The sequence below is a fragment of the Xanthomonas sp. DAR 80977 genome, from assembly GCF_041240605.1.
GTDB classification, from domain to species: Bacteria; Pseudomonadota; Gammaproteobacteria; order Xanthomonadales; family Xanthomonadaceae; genus Xanthomonas_A; species Xanthomonas_A bundabergensis.
The window spans coordinates 2,114,957-2,129,149 of record NZ_CP162487.1 but is presented as its reverse complement, the minus strand read 5'-3'; the positions used below and the strand labels follow the sequence as shown (position 1 = coordinate 2,129,149).

Below are 14,193 nucleotides of genomic sequence, written 5' to 3'. Positions count from 1 at the left end.
GCTGGGGCGAAAGAACGACCTCGGCGGTCGGCTAGACTTTCGCGTAGCCGCATAGTGTAAGCCCTGCGCATGGCAGTACCGACATGCGCGCCCGAAACCGCCGCCGAGGATCCATGGCCATCGAACTCGCTCCCCTGCCGTACGACCGCGCGGCGCTGGCGCCGCACCTGTCCGCCGAGACCCTGGACCACCACCATGGCCAGCACCAGCGCCTGCTGGTCGAACGGCTCAATGCGCAGATCGCCGGCAGCGAATTCGCCGAACTGCCGCTGCAGGACCTGGTGCGGCGCGCCCAGGGTCGCCTGTTCCAGCACGCCGCCGAAGTCTGGAACCACGAGTTCTACTGGCGCGGCCTGCGCCCGCGCGGCGGCGGCGAACCGGGCGGCGCGCTGTCCGAGCGCATCGCCAAGAACTTCGGCGACTTCGCCCGCTTCAAGGCCGATTTCGAGCGCATGGCGCTGGCCGTGTTCGGTTCCGGCTGGATCTGGCTGGTGCAGCGCCCGGACGCCACCCTGGCCCTGCTCGCCACCGCCAACGCCGGCTCGCCGCTGACCGGCGAGGACATCCCGCTGCTGGCCTGCGACCTGTGGGAACACGCCTACTACATCGACTACCGCGGCGACCGCGCGCGCTACCTGGACGCGTTCTGGAAGCTGGTGAACTGGGAGTTCGTGGCGGCGAATATGGTGTGAGGCGGGGATTGGGGAGTCGGGATTGGGGAGTCGCGGCCGGCGGCGGCATGGCGCGCCGGCCTGTCTTGCCGGCCACGCCCGGGGCTGGCCCGGACGTCGCCGCATGCGCCGCTCAGCCCTGCGCGCGCAGCGCCTCGATCACCGGCGCGACCTGCTCGCCGCGGCCCAGCTGCGCGCCGGCCGCCTGCAGCGCCTGCGCCAGTGCCGCCGGCGTGTCCTCGCGCAATGTGGCGTGGCCGACCTTGCGGCCCTCGCGCGGCTCCTTGCCGTAGTCGTGCCAATGCCCGCCCGGCTGCGCCAGCACCGGCGCGGCATCGGGCATCTGCCCGATCCAGTTGAGCATGCAGGCATGGCCGAGCATGCGCGTGGAGCCCAGCGGCAGGCCCAGCACCGCGCGCAGGTGGTTCTCGAACTGCGAGGTCTCCGCGCCTTCGATGGTCCAGTGCCCGGAGTTGTGCACCCGCGGCGCCATCTCGTTGGCGAGCAGCTCGCCGTCGCGGCAGAACAGCTCCAGCGCAAACACGCCCACGTACTGCAGGCGCTCGGCCAGCGCCTGCGCATGGGCGATGGCGGCCTGCGCCAGCGCCGCATCGGCCTGCGCCGGGGCCAGGCTGGCCGACAGCACGCCCTGCACATGCCAGTTCTCGGTCAACGGCCAGGTGCGGAACTCGCCGTCGCGGCCGCGCACCGCGACCACGCTGATCTCGCGCTGGAACGGCACGAAGGCCTCCACGATCAGGCCCACGCTGGACGCCTGCGCGCCCAGCGCGGCCCATGCCGCATCGGCATCGGCCGCGGACTTGATCCGGAACTGGCCCTTGCCGTCGTAGCCCAGGCGCCGGGTCTTCAGGATGCACGGGGTGCCGATCCGCGCCAGCGCCGCGTCCAGTTCGGCGCGGCTGTCGATCGCGGCGAAATCCGGCACCGGGATGCCCAGCTCGCGGAACAGGGTCTTCTCGGCCAGGCGATCCTGCGCCACCGCCAGCGCGTGCGGGTTCGGGAACACCGGCACCTGCCCCGCCAGCCATTCGGCGCTGGCCGCCGGCACGTTCTCGAAATCGAAGGTGGCCACGTCGACCTTCGCCGCGAACGCGGCCAGCGCGGCCTCGTCGCGGTAGTCGCCGACCTGCAGCGGCGCGACCTGGCCGGCACAGGCGTCGGCCACCGTATCCAGCATCACGAAGCGCAGGCCCAGCGGCGCGCCGGCCACGGCCATCATGCGCGCCAACTGGCCGCCGCCCAGGATTCCGACGGTGGTGGTCATTGGCGCGGGTCGTCCTTGGCCGTCACCTCGTCGGTCTGGCGCTGGCGGAAGTCGTCCAGCGCGGTGGCGATGTCGGCGTGCCCGGGTGCGAGCATCGCCGCGGCGAACAGCGCGGCATTGGCCGCGCCGGCGTTGCCGATCGCGAACGTGGCCACCGGGATGCCGGACGGCATCTGCACGATCGACAGCAGCGAATCCAGGCCGTTCAGCGCCTTGGACTGCACCGGCACGCCGAGCACCGGCACCGCGGTCTTGGCCGCGAGCATGCCCGGCAGGTGCGCGGCGCCGCCGGCGCCGGCCACGATCGCGCGCAGGCCGCGCGCACCGGCCGCTTCCGCATAGGCGAACAGCACGTCCGGGGTGCGGTGCGCGGACACCACCTTCACTTCATAGGGCACGCCCAGCGCGTCGAGTTTCTGCGCCGCATGCTGCATGGTCTCCCAGTCGGAACGGGAACCCATCACGATGCCGACGAGCGGCGCGGTTTGCTTGGAGGTCATGGCCGTCCCCTGCCTTAAAGACGTATTCTAGCCGTCTTCCACGCAAGACGAAGACCGGATGGACCGCAAACTGCTCGACCTGCTGTGCTCGCCCGACACCCGCCAACCGCTGGCCCTGCTGGATGCGCGCGGCCTGGAGGCGCTGAACCGCGCCATCGCCGGCGGCGGCGTGCAGCGCGCCGACGGCAGCGCGCAAGCGCAACCGCTGCGGGAGGCGCTGGTCACCCGCGACCGCAAGCAGGTGTTCCGCGTCGACGACGGCATCCCGGTGCTGCTGGCCGAAGAAGCGATCGGCACCGCCCAGCTCGCCGACTTCCCGGGCAAATGAGCGCCGCCGCGGCGCCGCTGCAGGCGCCAGCGCAGGAGCTGGTCGACGCCGACGTGGCACGCGCGCTGGCCGAGGATCTCGGCAGCGGCGACGTCACCGCCGCGCTGCTGCCGGACCGCGCCGACAGCGCCTACCTGCTGTGCAAGCAGGACGCGGTGATCGCCGGCCGGCCCTGGTTCGATGCCTGCCACCGCGCGCTCGACCCGCAGGTCCAGATCGACTGGCGCATCGCCGAGGGCGACCGCGTGGCCGCCGGTACCGTGCTGGCGCTGCTGCACGGGCGCAGCCGCGCGCTGGTCAGCGCCGAGCGCGCCTCGCTGAACTTCCTGCAGACCCTGTCCGCCACCGCCACCGCCACCGCCGCCTACGTGGCCGCGGTCGCCGGCACCGGCGCGCGCATCCTCGACACGCGCAAAACCCTGCCCGGCCTGCGCCTGGCGCAGAAATACGCGGTGCGCTGCGGCGGCGGCAGCAACCACCGCGTCGGCCTGTACGACACGGTGATGCTGAAGGAAAACCACATCCACGCCGCCGGCTCGCTGAGCGCGGCGGTGCAGGCCGCGCGCGCGCAGTGGCCGGCGCTGCCGCTGGTGGTCGAGGTGGAGACGCTGGCGCAGTTGCGCGAAGCGTTGGAGGCGGGCTGCGACCGCATCCTGATCGACGATTTCGACGCGGCGCAGCGCCGCGAGGCGGTGGCGATTGCCGCGGCCGCGCCGTTCCACCGCAAGATCCCGCTGGAAGTCTCCGGCGGCGTCGATCTGGACGGCGTGCGCGCGATCGCCGCCGACGGCGTGGACTGCATCTCCATCGGCGCGCTGACCAAGCACGTGCAGGCGGTGGACCTGTCGCTGAAGCTGGGCCCGCCGCCGCACTGACTTCACGGCCGCGGCCGCGCCGCTCTGCGACGCTGCACGCATCCCCCTGTTCACCGAGTTCGCCGATGGCCCGTTTCTGGTTCGCGTTGTTGTGTGCCGCCGCCCTGTTTCCCGCCGGCCGCGCGGCCGCCGCGGAGGTCTGCGACCTGCCGCCGCGCTTCGGCCTGACCCCGGCCGCGGTGGCCATCGTGCGCACCGCCTGCAACGAGCACCGGCTGTGGTGGCGGCCGTTCATCGATACCGACGGCCGGCTCGCCGGCCTGCGCGTGACCGAGGCCGAGCGCGGCTATCTCGCCGACCACGGCATCGAGGCCTGGCAGCGCGTGGCAGCGTATTGGCGCGACAGCGGCACGCTGGGCGCGATGGGCGGCAGCGACGGCGCCGCCAGCTGCCAGGCACTGGACGGCTCGCGCTACCGGCAAACCGACTGCCGCGCGTTCATCGTCGACAACCCGTGGTCGGCGGCGTTCGTGTCCTGGGTGATGGTGCGCGCCGGCGTCAGTGGCTTCCACACTTCGGTGCGGCACATCGACTACATCCGCGCCGCCTACCAGGCCGGTGCCGACGGCCTGCCCTACCGCTACGCCGACCCGCAGCAGGACAAGCCCGCACCGGGCGACCTGCTGTGCTTCCTGCGCGGGCGCAAGCAGCCGCTGGGCGCGGCCGGGCTGCGCGAGGCGCTGGCGCGCGGCGGCGCGCTGCCGTGGGAATCGCATTGCGACATCGTGGTCGCGGCCAACGTCGGCGGCGACCACACCCTGTACCTGATCGGCGGCAACGTGCTCAACGCGGTGACCATGCGCAAGCTGCCGCTGGACCGCGCCGGCCGCCTGCAGCTGCAGGCGCCGCTGGCACAGGACCAGGCCGGCGACGACGGCGCCGGCCTGGAGTGCACGCCGGGCCGCGAGGAACTGTGCGACTTCAACCGCCAGGACTGGGCGGCGCTGCTGCAGTTGCAGGCGCAGGCGCAGCTGTTGCCGCCGGTCATCCCGAGCGCAGGGCCGGCCACCGATCCGGCGGTGCCGGTACCGGCGGCGATGCCGCTGCCGGCACCGGCGACCCCGGGCACCGTGCCGGCCGTCCCCGCGACGGTGCCGGCCGCCGAGCCGCAAGCAGTCGAACCCACCCGGCCGCCGCTCTAGACCTATCGTCGCGAAGCGACGTCTCGGCAATGTCGGTCGCGGCTGGCGGCCCGACGCCACAGCGAATCGCCCGCGCAACACGCTGGCCCCGCCCCCACGCAGCGGGGCGCCCGCGACCCTTCCCGGGGACGCAGCGCAGCAGCAAGCAGCCAAGCGATAGAAGCGCGTGACAGCGACGCACGCAAGCTGCCGCGAAGCGACCCGGCTCGAAGACCAGCTTTCGATTCCCGATTCCCGATTCCCGATTCCCCAATCCCCAGCCCGGCATTGCCGCCCCACCCCGTGCCTCGCTACAGTGGCGCCATGCCCAGCCTGATCCTGTTGATGATTGCCGGCGCCGCGGTGTTCGCGTTCTGGAACGCGTCGCGCGCCGCCGCCGAACGCGCCGAAAGCCTCGGCCGCAATGCCTGCAAGGCCGCCGACGTGCAGTGGCTGGACCAGAGCGTGCATGGCACTGGCCTGCGCCTGCGGCGCCTGCCCAACGGCTGGCTGGGCTTCGAGCGGACCTTCCGCTTCGACTACTCCTACGATGGCGTCGACCGCCACAGCGGCCGCCTGGTGCTGCTCGGCGACCAGCTGATCGCCTTCACCGGGCCGTCGGTGGCATCGGTGACGGCGTTGCACGAAGGCCGCGCGCCGCACGAATGAGGCGCCGGCATGGTCCCTGCGCGGAGACTGTCTTCGCCAAAGGGCATTGCGTTGCGGAGAGCGCACACGTGGCGGCACGCATCTGGTCGCGCCTGAAGGCGCTCCTGCAGTTGCCTCGTCGGCAAATAACACACCGCGTCCTTGCGAGGACGCGGTGGCAGGACGGGATCGGCAAAGCCAGCCGTAGCCCGCTCGCGTCCGCGCGGTAGACGCGGACCGCTGGCCAAGTACCGCTATTTCACCACGCGCAGATGCGGGCGCTTGCCGCCGGCGCCGTCGTCGGAGCCGCTGGGGCGCGGCGGCGGGGTGTCGTCGCCCGGCGGTTCGCTGGCGCCGTGGATATCGTCCGGCAGCGCCATGCCCTGCCCGGTCTCGCGCGCATACACCGCCAGCACCGCCGCCATCGGCACCTGCACCGGATAGCTGACGCCGCCGAAGCGGGCCGTGAAGCTGACCCCGTCGTTGTCGATCTGCAGGCGCACCACCGCGCGCTCGGCGATATTGAGCACCACCCGGCCGTCCTTGACCGCGCTCGGCGGCACCTGCACGTTGGGCAGGCCGGCGTCCACCAGGATGTGCGGCGTCATGCCGTTGTCGTTGATCCACTCCACCAGCGCCCGCAGCAGATACGGGCGATGGCTGGTCATGCGGGAAATATCGTCGGTCATGCGCCAATTCTACGCGCCGGCACGCGAAGGCGCCGGCGCAACTCGGGAAACAGCGGATGCGCCACGCGCGGCCGGGGCATCAGGCCGGCAGGTCGCGCAGTTTCTTTTCCTGGTCCGTCAGGCTGCGGATGAAACCGGGGTTGCGGAAGATGCGGTTGCCGTAGTCCTCGATCGCCTTGCCGTCCTTGGGCAGCGGAATGTCCAGCGCCTGCAGGCGCCAGATGATCGGCGCCATCGCGCAATCGGCCAGGCTCATTTCCGGGTTGAGGAAGAACTTGCTGGCCTTGAACAGCGGCACCGAGGCGGTCAGCAGTTCCTTGAGCCGCTTGCGCCCGGCCTCGGCCTGGGCCTTGTTGCCGAGCTGGATCGCCTGCACCTGCGGCACCCAGTCGTGCTCGATGCGCAGCATGGCCAGGCGCAGGCGCGCGCGCGAGAGCGGATCGACCGGCATCAGCGGCGGATGCGGATAGCGCTCGTCCAGGTATTCGCTGACCACGGAGGCGGCGTACAGCACCAATTCGCGCTCCACCAGGGTCGGCACCGAGTGGTAGGGATTGAGGTCGATCAGGTCTTCGGGGGGATTCTGCGGATCCACCGCCACGAAATCGTAGGTCACGCCCTTTGCCGCGAGCACCAGGCGGACGCGGTGGCACAGGACATCATCCGTGGAAGAAAACAACGTCAAGGTATTTCGCATGCGCAAACTCGCCGCCATTCAAGGCTCTCCGACGACCGGAATCCGCCGGCCGCATCGATGCCGCCAACACCTTGCTGACGGTCATCACGGCCCCTGAGTGTGCAACCCTCGCTCGCAAAAGCCAATAGGATGAACAGGGGATCGGGTCAGCAACGATGCAGCAACGCGTCGGCGCCGCGGCCGACGCTCAATGCACGTCCTTCCAGTATTCCTTCTTCAGCAGATAGGCCAGGAAGGTCAGCAGCGCCAGGAACAGCACCACCCACACGCCCAGGCTCTGCCGCTTCAGCGCCGCCGGTTCGCCGGCGTATTCGAGGAAATTGCTGATGTCGCGGACGGTCTGGTCGAACTGCGCCGGCGTTTCCCGGCCCGGCGAAGCCAGTTGCAGCCGCTCCACCGGCTTGTCCACGCCGGGTTGCTCGGCCTTGCCGTAGACCGGCTGCTGCAGGCCCTGCAGTTCCCACAGCGGATTGGGCATGGAGGCGTTGGCGAACAGCTTGTTGTTCCAGCCCAACGGGCGCGACTGGTCCACGTAGAACGACTTGAGGTAGGTGTAGATCCAGTCGGTGCCGCGCACCCGCGCGATCAGGCTCAGGTCCGGCGGGGCCTTGCCGAACCACTTGGTCGCCGCATCGTGCGGCATCGCCGCCTCGATGTGCTCGCCGACCTTGGCGCCGGTGAAGTTGAGGTTGGCCATCACCTCGTCCTCGCTCAGGCCCAGGTCCTCGGCCATGCGCGAGTAGCGCAGGTACTTCAGCGAGTGGCAGCCGGAGCAGTAGTTCATGAACAGCTTGGCGCCTCGCTGCAGCGAGGCGCGGTCGCCGAGGTCGTTGCCGGCCTGCTGGGTGGCGCCGCCCTCGGCGGCCAGCGCCGAGGCGGACAACAGCAGCGCGGAGGCGAAGCAGGCCAGGACGGCGATCAGGCGCTTGCTCATAGGGATCCCTCCGCCATCGCACCGAACAGGGAGCCGAGCGCCTGCCGGCCCCAGAACACGATCTGCCCCAGCGGCAGCAGGTAGCTCATGGCGGACAACAACGAGACGCTCGCGAAGCAGGCCAGGACGGCAATCACGGGCTTAGTCATGGGTGGTCACCCGCTCCGGCACCGGCTTGGTCCGGTCCAACGTGGTCCAGATCGGCATGGTCAGGAAGAATCCGAAGTACAGCACGGTCAGCACGCGCCCGATGATGGTCTCGCTGGCATCGGTGCCGGGACCGGACCCGATCACGCCGAGCCAGACGAAGCACACCGCCAGCACGCCCAGCATCACCCGCGAGATCCAGCCGCGGTAGCGGATCGACTTGACCTTGGCGCGGTCCAGCCATGGCACCAGGAACAGGATCGCGATCGCCGAGAACATCACCAGCACGCCGCCGAGCTTGTTCGGCACCACCCGCAGCATCGCGTAGTACGGCGTGTAGTACCACACCGGCTTGATGTGCTCGGGGGTGACCAGGCGGTTGGCCTCGGTGAAGTTGTCGTGCTCCAGGAACAGGCCGCCGAAGGCCGGCACGAAGAAGATGATGAAGGCGCCGATCAGCAGCAGGAAGCCGACCCCGACCAGGTCCTTGACCGTGTAGTACGGGTGGAACGGAATGCCGTCGGCCGGCTTGTTCGGATCCCAGCGGTTGCCCTTGGGCCCCTTCTTGATCTCCACGCCGTCGGGGTTGTTGGAGCCGACCTCGTGCAGCGCGCCCAGGTGCAGCACCACCAGCAGCAACAGCACCAGCGGCAGCGCGATCACGTGCAGCGCGAAGAAGCGGTTGAGGGTGGCGTCGGACGGCAGGTAGTCGCCCATGATCCACTCGGTCAGGCCGTTGCCGATCACCGGGATCGCGCCGAACAGCGAGATGATCACCTTCGCGCCCCAGAACGACATCTGCCCCCAGGGCAGCACGTAGCCCATGAAGGCTTCGGCCATCAGCACCAGGTAGATCAGCATGCCCAGGATCCACACCAGCTCGCGCGGCTTCTTGTAGCTGCCGTAGAGCAGGCCGCGGAACATGTGCAGGTACACCACGATGAAGAACAGCGAGGCGCCGGTGGAGTGCATGTAGCGGATCAGCCAGCCCCACTCGACGTCGCGCATGATGTACTCGACCGAGTTGAACGCCTCGGCCGCGCTGGTCTTGTAGTGCATCGTCAGGAAGATGCCGGTGACGATCTGGTTGACCAGCACCACCATCGCCAGCGAACCGAAGTAGTACCAGAGGTTGAAGTTCTTCGGCGCGTAGTACTCGCTGACGTGCTTGCGGTAGAACGGCATCAGCCCCGGCGCGCGTTCGTTGACCCAGTCGAACACGTTGCCCGCGGTGCGGGTAAGGATATTGTCAGCCATGGCTTACGCGGCCCCCTTCGCGGACGAACTCGGATCGACGCCGATGATCAGCGTGTTGTCGTCCTGGTAGTGATGCGGGGGCACCAGCAGGTTGATCGGCGCGGGCACGCCCTGGAACACGCGGCCGGCCATGTCGAAGCGCGACTTGTGGCAGGGGCAGAAATAGCCGCCCTTCCATTCCGGATCGTAGGGCTCGGGGCGGATCTCGGCGACCATCTCCGGCGAGCAGCCCAGGTGCGTGCACAGCCCGACCAGCACCGAGATGTCCGGCTTGATCGAGCGGCCCTCGCCCTTGATGTAGGACGGCTGCTGGTCGGTGACCTCGGACTTGGGGTCCTTGAGCCGCCCATCGAGCGTCGGCAACGCATCCAGGATCGCCTTGGAGCGCTTGACGATCCAGATCGGCTGACCGCGCCACTCCAGGATCAGGCGCTGGCCTTCCTGCAACGCGCTGATGTCGGCGGTGACCGGCGCGCCGGCCAGTTTGGCCTTGGCGCTGGGGTTCCAGGACTTGATGAAAGGAACCGCGACGAAACCCGCACCCACCGCGCCCACCACCGCCGTGGTGGCAGTGAGAAAGCGGCGGCGTCCTGCATTAACAGAATCGTTGACCCCATCGTTGGCCATCCGGCACTCCGATTTTTGATTGGGTAGCGTGAGGCTGCCAGCGGCTCGGTGGGGGTCGAGCCGCATAAAATCCACTGCAGTGTAGCGGAACCCTTAACGCGCAGACAATGCATCGGCACGACGGCGACGAGAATGCCTCAATGCGCCGTCGCCAGCACGCCGCGGTAGCGGTCGGCGAGCACGCCGACGCGCTGCACGTAGCGCTGCGTCTCGCTATAAGGCGGTACCCCGCCGTGTTTGTCTACCGCGCCCTCGCCGGCGTTGTAGCCGGCGGCGGCCAGGGTCAGGTTGCCGTTGAAGCGCTTCAGCAGCCACGCCAGGTACTGCACGCCGCCGCGGATGTTCTGCGACGCGTCGAACGAATCGCTGACCCCGAAGCGGCGTGCGGTGGGCGGCATCAGCTGCATCAGGCCCTGCGCGCCGGCGCGGCTCAGCGCCATCGGGTTGTACGCCGATTCGGCATGGATGATCGCGCGCACCACCGCTTCGTCGACGCCGTACTCGCGCGCGGCGGCGGCGATCTCGCTCTGGTAGGCGGTGGTGTTCAGGCGCACCGCGCCGAAGTTCAGCCCGGGGTTGGCGCAGGCGTAGCAGGTCTCGATGAAGCTGTAGTGGATGGTGCGCACCGTGCCGAGGCTGGCCACCTGGGTCGGCCGCGCGCTGGTGTAGTGGCGCACGCCGTCCTTCATGTAGGAGTAGACCTGGCCGCTGACCACCCGCCGCGGCGCGGCAGCCGTGCTGGCGGGCACGGGGGCGACGGTCTTCGGCGCCACGCTGGCGGCGACCGGCGCCGGGGCCGTGGGCGGCCTGCTGATGATGGTGGCCGGGGCGCCGGACTCCGCGCTGGCCGGGGCGATGACCGCGCGGCTGGGCGCACGCTCGGCGGAGGCCGTGGCGAGCGTCGGTACCGCGCGCGCGGCGCGGCGGTCCGGGACATAGCGGCCGACCACGCTGCAGCTGGCGCCGGCCACGCGCTTGCTGCCGTAGCTGGGCACGCCGTCGCCGCCGACGCATTTGTACAGGGTGCCGGCGCTGGCCGGCGATGCCGACAGCGTTGCGATTGCCAGCCCCAGAAGCCCCACCATCCCCTTCATGGCGGCGAGTGTCCCAACTTCGCCGGCGCTTGCCAAGTGCGCGGCGGCCGCAGCGGGACCGGCCGCCCGTTTCCTCGCAAGTACCGCGGCGCCCCGCCCCGGCTCACTCGGCCGCGACCGGCAACTGCGCCAGCAGCTCGCCCAGCGCGGCGCGCAGCCCGGCCGTGACCGCCGCATCGGCCCGCAGCGAGGCGAACGGCACGCCCAGGGTCAGCAATTGCGCCGCCAGCCACGGCAGCGCGTCGGCCAGCATCGACAGCCGGCAATGGCCGTCCTCCTCGGCCTCCAGCACGCCGCACCAGGACGGAATGCGCGTGCCCAGCTCGGCGACGCTGCCGCGCAGCCGCACGCTCAGCCCGAACTGCAGCGGCTGCGGACTGTGCTGGATCGCATCGCGGACCATCGCGGCCGGGTCGCGTGGCGGCAGGCGCAGCGCGATCGGCTCGCCCGGCCGCAGCGGCGGCAGCATGCGTTCGACCCGGAAGGTGCGCCAGTCGGCGCGATCGCGGTCCCAGCCGAGCAGGTACCAGCGGCGGCCGTAGTTGACCAGGCGCAGCGGCTCGACCAGGCGCTGGCTGCCGCGGCCGGCGTGGTCGCAATAGCCGAAGCCGAGCAGGCGCCGGTCGCGGCAGGCGCTGGCGATGCCGATCAGCAAGCGGGTGTCCGGCAGCGTCGGATCCTGGCCCAGCGACACGGTGACCGCCTGCAGCGCCCCGGCGCGCTGCCGCACCCGCGCCGGCAGCAGCGGATCGAGCTTGGCCAGCACCCGCAGCGCGGTGTCCTCCAGGCCGCCCATGCTCGCGGCGGCCGCGTGCAGCGCCACCGCGACCGTCACCGCCTCGTCGTCCTCGAACAGCAGCGGCAGCATCTGCGCGCCGGCCGCCAGCCGGTAGCCGCCACCGACCCCGGACGAGGCCTGCACCGCATAGCCCAGCGCGCGCAGGCGCTCGATGTCGCGGCGCAGGCTGCGCCGGTCCACGCCCAGGCGTTCGGCCAGCTCGGCGCCGGCCCAGACCCGGCGGGTCTGCAGCAAGCCGATCAGGCGCAGGGTGCGGGACGCGGGCGAGGCCATGGCGCACGGTATTGCGGACAGGATCCGTCCGCAATAGCGCCTAGCATGGGCGCTCGATCACCCAGGAGCGCCCGCCATGTCCATCGCCGACCGCCATGTCACGCTGTACCACAACCCCAAATCGCGCTCGAAAGGAGTCCTGATCCTGCTCGAGGAACTGGGCGCGGACTACGCGCTGGAACGTATCGACTTCGCCAGCGGCGCGCAGCTGGCCCCGGCCTACCTGGCGATCAACCCGATGGGCAAGGTGCCGGCGATCGTCCACGCCGGCGCGGTGGTCACAGAGCAGGTGGCGATCTACCAGTACCTGGCCGACCTGTACCCCGAAGCCGGCCTGGCCCCGCCGATGGGCGATCCGCGCCGCGGCCCGTACCTGCGCTGGCTGGCGTTCTACGGCTCGGCGTTCGAGCCGGCGGTGATCGACCGCGCGCTCAAGCGCGAGGCGCCGCCGCGGGGGATGTCGCCGTACGCCGACTGCGACACGGTGATGGGCGTGGTCGACGACCAGCTGGCGCGCGGCGACTACCTGCTCGGCGAACGCTGCACCGCCGCCGACGTGCTGTGGGGCAGCGCACTGGGCTGGATGGTCGGCTTCGGCCTGATGGATCCACCGGCGCCGACCCGCGCCTACCTCGAACGCATGGCGGCGCGGCCGGCGGTGCAGCGCGCGCAGGCGATCGACGCGGCCGCCGCGGCCTGAGCCGCCTGCGCGGCGCGGCCGGCCCAGGTAGACTAGCCGGCTCTCCTTAGCCACCCGCCTGGATTAAGCGCCATGACCGGGAACGCCCTGCATCCCCTGCCCTCCGCCGGCACCGCGGCCGTCGCCGCGCCCGCGGTACGCGGCAAGCTGTACATCAAGACCCACGGTTGCCAGATGAACGAGTACGACTCGGCCAAGATGGCCGACGTGCTCGCCGCGGCCGAGGGCCTGGAGCTGACCGACAACCCCGAAGAAGCCGACGTGGTGCTGGTCAACACCTGCTCGATCCGCGAGAAGGCGCAGGAGAAGGTGTTCAGCCAGCTCGGCCGCTGGAAGGCGCTGAAGGCCGGCGGCAAGCCGGTGATCATCGGCGTCGGCGGCTGCGTGGCATCGCAGGAGGGCGAGGCGATCGTCAAGCGCGCGCCCTACGTGGACCTGGTGTTCGGCCCGCAGACCCTGCACCGGCTGCCGGAACTGATCCGCGCGCGGCGCGCCTCGGGCAAGTCGCAGGTGGACATCAGCTTCCCCGAGGTCGAGAAGTTCGACCGCCTGCCGGAGCCGCGCGCCGAAGGCCCGTCGGCGTTCGTGTCGATCATGGAGGGCTGCTCCAAGTACTGCTCGTTCTGCGTGGTGCCCTACACCCGCGGCGAGGAGATCAGCCGGCCGTTCGAGGACGTGCTGGTGGAAGTGGCGCAGCTGGCCGCGCAGGGCGTGCGCGAGATCAACCTGCTCGGCCAGAACGTCAACGCCTACCGCGGGCCGTACGCCGACGCCGAGGCCGGCGAGGAGCCGCAGTACGCCGACCTGGGCCTGCTGATCCGCAGCATCGCGCAGATCGACGGCGTCGGCCGCATCCGCTTCACCACCTCGCATCCGCTGGAGTTCAGCGATTCGCTGGTGGACGCCTACCGCGACGTGCCGCAGCTGGCCAACTACCTGCACCTGCCGGTGCAGGCCGGCAGCGACCGCATCCTCAGCGCGATGAAGCGCGGCTACACCGCGCTGGAATTCAAGCAGAAGATCCGCAAGCTGCGCGCGGTGCGCCCGGACATCTCGATCAGCTCGGACTTCATCGTCGGCTTCCCCGGCGAGACCGACGCCGACTTCGACAAGACCATGAAGCTGATCGAGGACGTGGGCTTCGACCAGAGCTTCTCCTTCATCTACTCGCGCCGCCCCGGCACGCCCGCCGCCGACCTGGAAGACGACACCCCCGACGCGGTCAAGCACGCGCGGCTGGCGCGGCTGCAGGCGCACATCAACGCGCATTCGCTGCAACTCTCGCGCGACATGGTCGGCAGCGTGCAGACGGTGCTGGTCGAAGGCCCGTCGAAGAAGAACCCGGCCGAGCTGACCGGCAAGACCGAGAACATGCGCTCGGTGAATTTCCCCGGCCACCCGCGCCTGGTCGGCCAGTTCGTCGAGGTGGCGATCACCGAGGCGCTGAGCAATTCCTTGCGCGGGCGCCTGGTGGCCGCCGAGCAGGCCGCCGGCGCGTAGCGCGCAGGTGCGCGCCGCGGCGGCCGGCGCGCGTGACGCTGCCAGGCC

General features: G+C 70.5%; 17 protein-coding genes. 7 read left to right on the top strand and 10 right to left on the bottom strand.

Annotation, left to right across the window (positions count from 1 at the left end; genetic code table 11):
• The first annotated feature begins 113 nt into the window (after window positions 1-113).
• On the top strand, window positions 114-692 hold the full coding sequence (locus AB3X10_RS09050) for a superoxide dismutase (RefSeq protein ID WP_369980891.1): 579 nt from the start codon (window positions 114-116) through the stop codon (window positions 690-692).
• A 112-nt stretch (window positions 693-804) separates the two neighbouring features.
• On the opposite strand, the gene AB3X10_RS09045 is transcribed toward AB3X10_RS09050, so the two are convergent.
• A complete protein-coding gene (locus tag AB3X10_RS09045; RefSeq protein WP_369980889.1) occupies window positions 805-1,956 on the bottom strand; it encodes a 5-(carboxyamino)imidazole ribonucleotide synthase in 1,152 nt (383 codons plus the stop codon).
• Entirely contained in the window at window positions 1,953-2,456 is a 504-nt protein-coding gene (purE, locus tag AB3X10_RS09040) for a 5-(carboxyamino)imidazole ribonucleotide mutase (protein ID WP_369980887.1), read from the bottom strand. The genes AB3X10_RS09045 and purE overlap by 4 nt, the downstream gene beginning before the upstream one ends.
• 58 nt (window positions 2,457-2,514) lie before the next feature.
• Here purE and AB3X10_RS09035 point away from each other — a divergent pair, with 58 nt between their 5' ends.
• From AB3X10_RS09035 to AB3X10_RS09020, 4 genes are all read left to right on the top strand, one after another.
• Window positions 2,515-2,784, top strand: a complete 270-nt coding sequence (locus AB3X10_RS09035) for a Trm112 family protein (RefSeq protein WP_369980885.1) — start codon at window positions 2,515-2,517, stop codon at window positions 2,782-2,784.
• The gene (gene nadC / locus AB3X10_RS09030) at window positions 2,781-3,659 is read left to right on the top strand and encodes a carboxylating nicotinate-nucleotide diphosphorylase (RefSeq protein ID WP_369980883.1); all 879 of its coding nucleotides are present in this window, start codon (window positions 2,781-2,783) and stop codon (window positions 3,657-3,659) included. The genes AB3X10_RS09035 and nadC overlap by 4 nt, the downstream gene beginning before the upstream one ends.
• 65 nt (window positions 3,660-3,724) lie before the next feature.
• Window positions 3,725-4,801 (top strand): DUF2272 domain-containing protein, encoded by a 1,077-nt coding sequence (locus tag AB3X10_RS09025; RefSeq protein WP_369980881.1) that lies wholly within the window; start codon window positions 3,725-3,727, stop codon window positions 4,799-4,801.
• A 303-nt stretch (window positions 4,802-5,104) separates the two neighbouring features.
• On the top strand, window positions 5,105-5,449 hold the full coding sequence (locus AB3X10_RS09020) for a DUF3301 domain-containing protein (protein ID WP_369980879.1): 345 nt from the start codon (window positions 5,105-5,107) through the stop codon (window positions 5,447-5,449).
• 233 nt (window positions 5,450-5,682) lie between these two features.
• Here AB3X10_RS09020 and AB3X10_RS09015 read toward each other — a convergent pair whose 3' ends face one another.
• From AB3X10_RS09015 to AB3X10_RS08980, 8 genes are all read right to left on the bottom strand, one after another.
• Window positions 5,683-6,117, bottom strand: a complete 435-nt coding sequence (locus AB3X10_RS09015; RefSeq protein ID WP_369980878.1) for a ClpXP protease specificity-enhancing factor — start codon at window positions 6,115-6,117, stop codon at window positions 5,683-5,685.
• Between the two features lie 79 nt (window positions 6,118-6,196).
• Entirely contained in the window at window positions 6,197-6,832 is a 636-nt protein-coding gene (locus tag AB3X10_RS09010) for a glutathione S-transferase N-terminal domain-containing protein (protein WP_010342124.1), read from the bottom strand.
• Between the two features lie 169 nt (window positions 6,833-7,001).
• Window positions 7,002-7,748 carry a cytochrome c1 gene (locus AB3X10_RS09005; protein ID WP_369980876.1) on the bottom strand — a complete coding sequence of 249 codons (747 nt, stop codon included), beginning with the start codon at window positions 7,746-7,748 and terminating at the stop codon, window positions 7,002-7,004.
• Entirely contained in the window at window positions 7,745-7,897 is a 153-nt protein-coding gene (locus AB3X10_RS09000; RefSeq protein ID WP_369980875.1) for a hypothetical protein, read from the bottom strand. The genes AB3X10_RS09005 and AB3X10_RS09000 overlap by 4 nt, the downstream gene beginning before the upstream one ends.
• On the bottom strand, window positions 7,890-9,152 hold the full coding sequence (locus tag AB3X10_RS08995; RefSeq protein WP_369980873.1) for a cytochrome b: 1,263 nt from the start codon (window positions 9,150-9,152) through the stop codon (window positions 7,890-7,892). Before AB3X10_RS08995 ends, AB3X10_RS09000 begins: the two co-directional genes overlap by 8 nt.
• Window positions 9,153-9,155: 3 nt before the next feature.
• A complete protein-coding gene (gene petA, locus AB3X10_RS08990) occupies window positions 9,156-9,779 on the bottom strand; it encodes a ubiquinol-cytochrome c reductase iron-sulfur subunit (protein WP_145706523.1) in 624 nt (207 codons plus the stop codon).
• Window positions 9,780-9,916: 137 nt separating this feature from the next.
• Window positions 9,917-10,873, bottom strand: a complete 957-nt coding sequence (locus AB3X10_RS08985) for a lytic transglycosylase domain-containing protein (protein WP_369980871.1) — start codon at window positions 10,871-10,873, stop codon at window positions 9,917-9,919.
• Between the two features lie 103 nt (window positions 10,874-10,976).
• Window positions 10,977-11,945, bottom strand: coding sequence for a helix-turn-helix transcriptional regulator (locus AB3X10_RS08980; RefSeq protein WP_369980870.1), 969 nt, complete (start codon window positions 11,943-11,945; stop codon window positions 10,977-10,979).
• Between the two features lie 76 nt (window positions 11,946-12,021).
• Here AB3X10_RS08980 and AB3X10_RS08975 point away from each other — a divergent pair, with 76 nt between their 5' ends.
• Both AB3X10_RS08975 and miaB read left to right on the top strand, forming a co-directional pair.
• Window positions 12,022-12,645, top strand: coding sequence for a glutathione S-transferase family protein (locus AB3X10_RS08975; RefSeq protein WP_369980868.1), 624 nt, complete (start codon window positions 12,022-12,024; stop codon window positions 12,643-12,645).
• Window positions 12,646-12,717: 72 nt separating this feature from the next.
• On the top strand, window positions 12,718-14,145 hold the full coding sequence (gene miaB, locus AB3X10_RS08970) for a tRNA (N6-isopentenyl adenosine(37)-C2)-methylthiotransferase MiaB (protein ID WP_369980866.1): 1,428 nt from the start codon (window positions 12,718-12,720) through the stop codon (window positions 14,143-14,145).
• Window positions 14,146-14,193 lie beyond the last annotated feature (48 nt).

Coding starts and splice junctions, on each gene's coding strand:
- AB3X10_RS09050 (WP_369980891.1), top strand. CDS start 114: ATGGCCATCGAACTCGCTCCCCTGCCGTACGACCGCGCGGCGCTGGCG.
- AB3X10_RS09045 (WP_369980889.1), bottom strand. CDS start 1,956: ATGACCACCACCGTCGGAATCCTGGGCGGCGGCCAGTTGGCGCGCATG.
- purE (WP_369980887.1), bottom strand. CDS start 2,456: ATGACCTCCAAGCAAACCGCGCCGCTCGTCGGCATCGTGATGGGTTCC.
- AB3X10_RS09035 (WP_369980885.1), top strand. CDS start 2,515: ATGGACCGCAAACTGCTCGACCTGCTGTGCTCGCCCGACACCCGCCAA.
- nadC (WP_369980883.1), top strand. CDS start 2,781: ATGAGCGCCGCCGCGGCGCCGCTGCAGGCGCCAGCGCAGGAGCTGGTC.
- AB3X10_RS09025 (WP_369980881.1), top strand. CDS start 3,725: ATGGCCCGTTTCTGGTTCGCGTTGTTGTGTGCCGCCGCCCTGTTTCCC.
- AB3X10_RS09020 (WP_369980879.1), top strand. CDS start 5,105: ATGCCCAGCCTGATCCTGTTGATGATTGCCGGCGCCGCGGTGTTCGCG.
- AB3X10_RS09015 (WP_369980878.1), bottom strand. CDS start 6,117: ATGACCGACGATATTTCCCGCATGACCAGCCATCGCCCGTATCTGCTG.
- AB3X10_RS09010 (WP_010342124.1), bottom strand. CDS start 6,832: ATGGCGGCGAGTTTGCGCATGCGAAATACCTTGACGTTGTTTTCTTCC.
- AB3X10_RS09005 (WP_369980876.1), bottom strand. CDS start 7,748: ATGAGCAAGCGCCTGATCGCCGTCCTGGCCTGCTTCGCCTCCGCGCTG.
- AB3X10_RS09000 (WP_369980875.1), bottom strand. CDS start 7,897: ATGACTAAGCCCGTGATTGCCGTCCTGGCCTGCTTCGCGAGCGTCTCG.
- AB3X10_RS08995 (WP_369980873.1), bottom strand. CDS start 9,152: ATGGCTGACAATATCCTTACCCGCACCGCGGGCAACGTGTTCGACTGG.
- petA (WP_145706523.1), bottom strand. CDS start 9,779: ATGGCCAACGATGGGGTCAACGATTCTGTTAATGCAGGACGCCGCCGC.
- AB3X10_RS08985 (WP_369980871.1), bottom strand. CDS start 10,873: ATGAAGGGGATGGTGGGGCTTCTGGGGCTGGCAATCGCAACGCTGTCG.
- AB3X10_RS08980 (WP_369980870.1), bottom strand. CDS start 11,945: ATGGCCTCGCCCGCGTCCCGCACCCTGCGCCTGATCGGCTTGCTGCAG.
- AB3X10_RS08975 (WP_369980868.1), top strand. CDS start 12,022: ATGTCCATCGCCGACCGCCATGTCACGCTGTACCACAACCCCAAATCG.
- miaB (WP_369980866.1), top strand. CDS start 12,718: ATGACCGGGAACGCCCTGCATCCCCTGCCCTCCGCCGGCACCGCGGCC.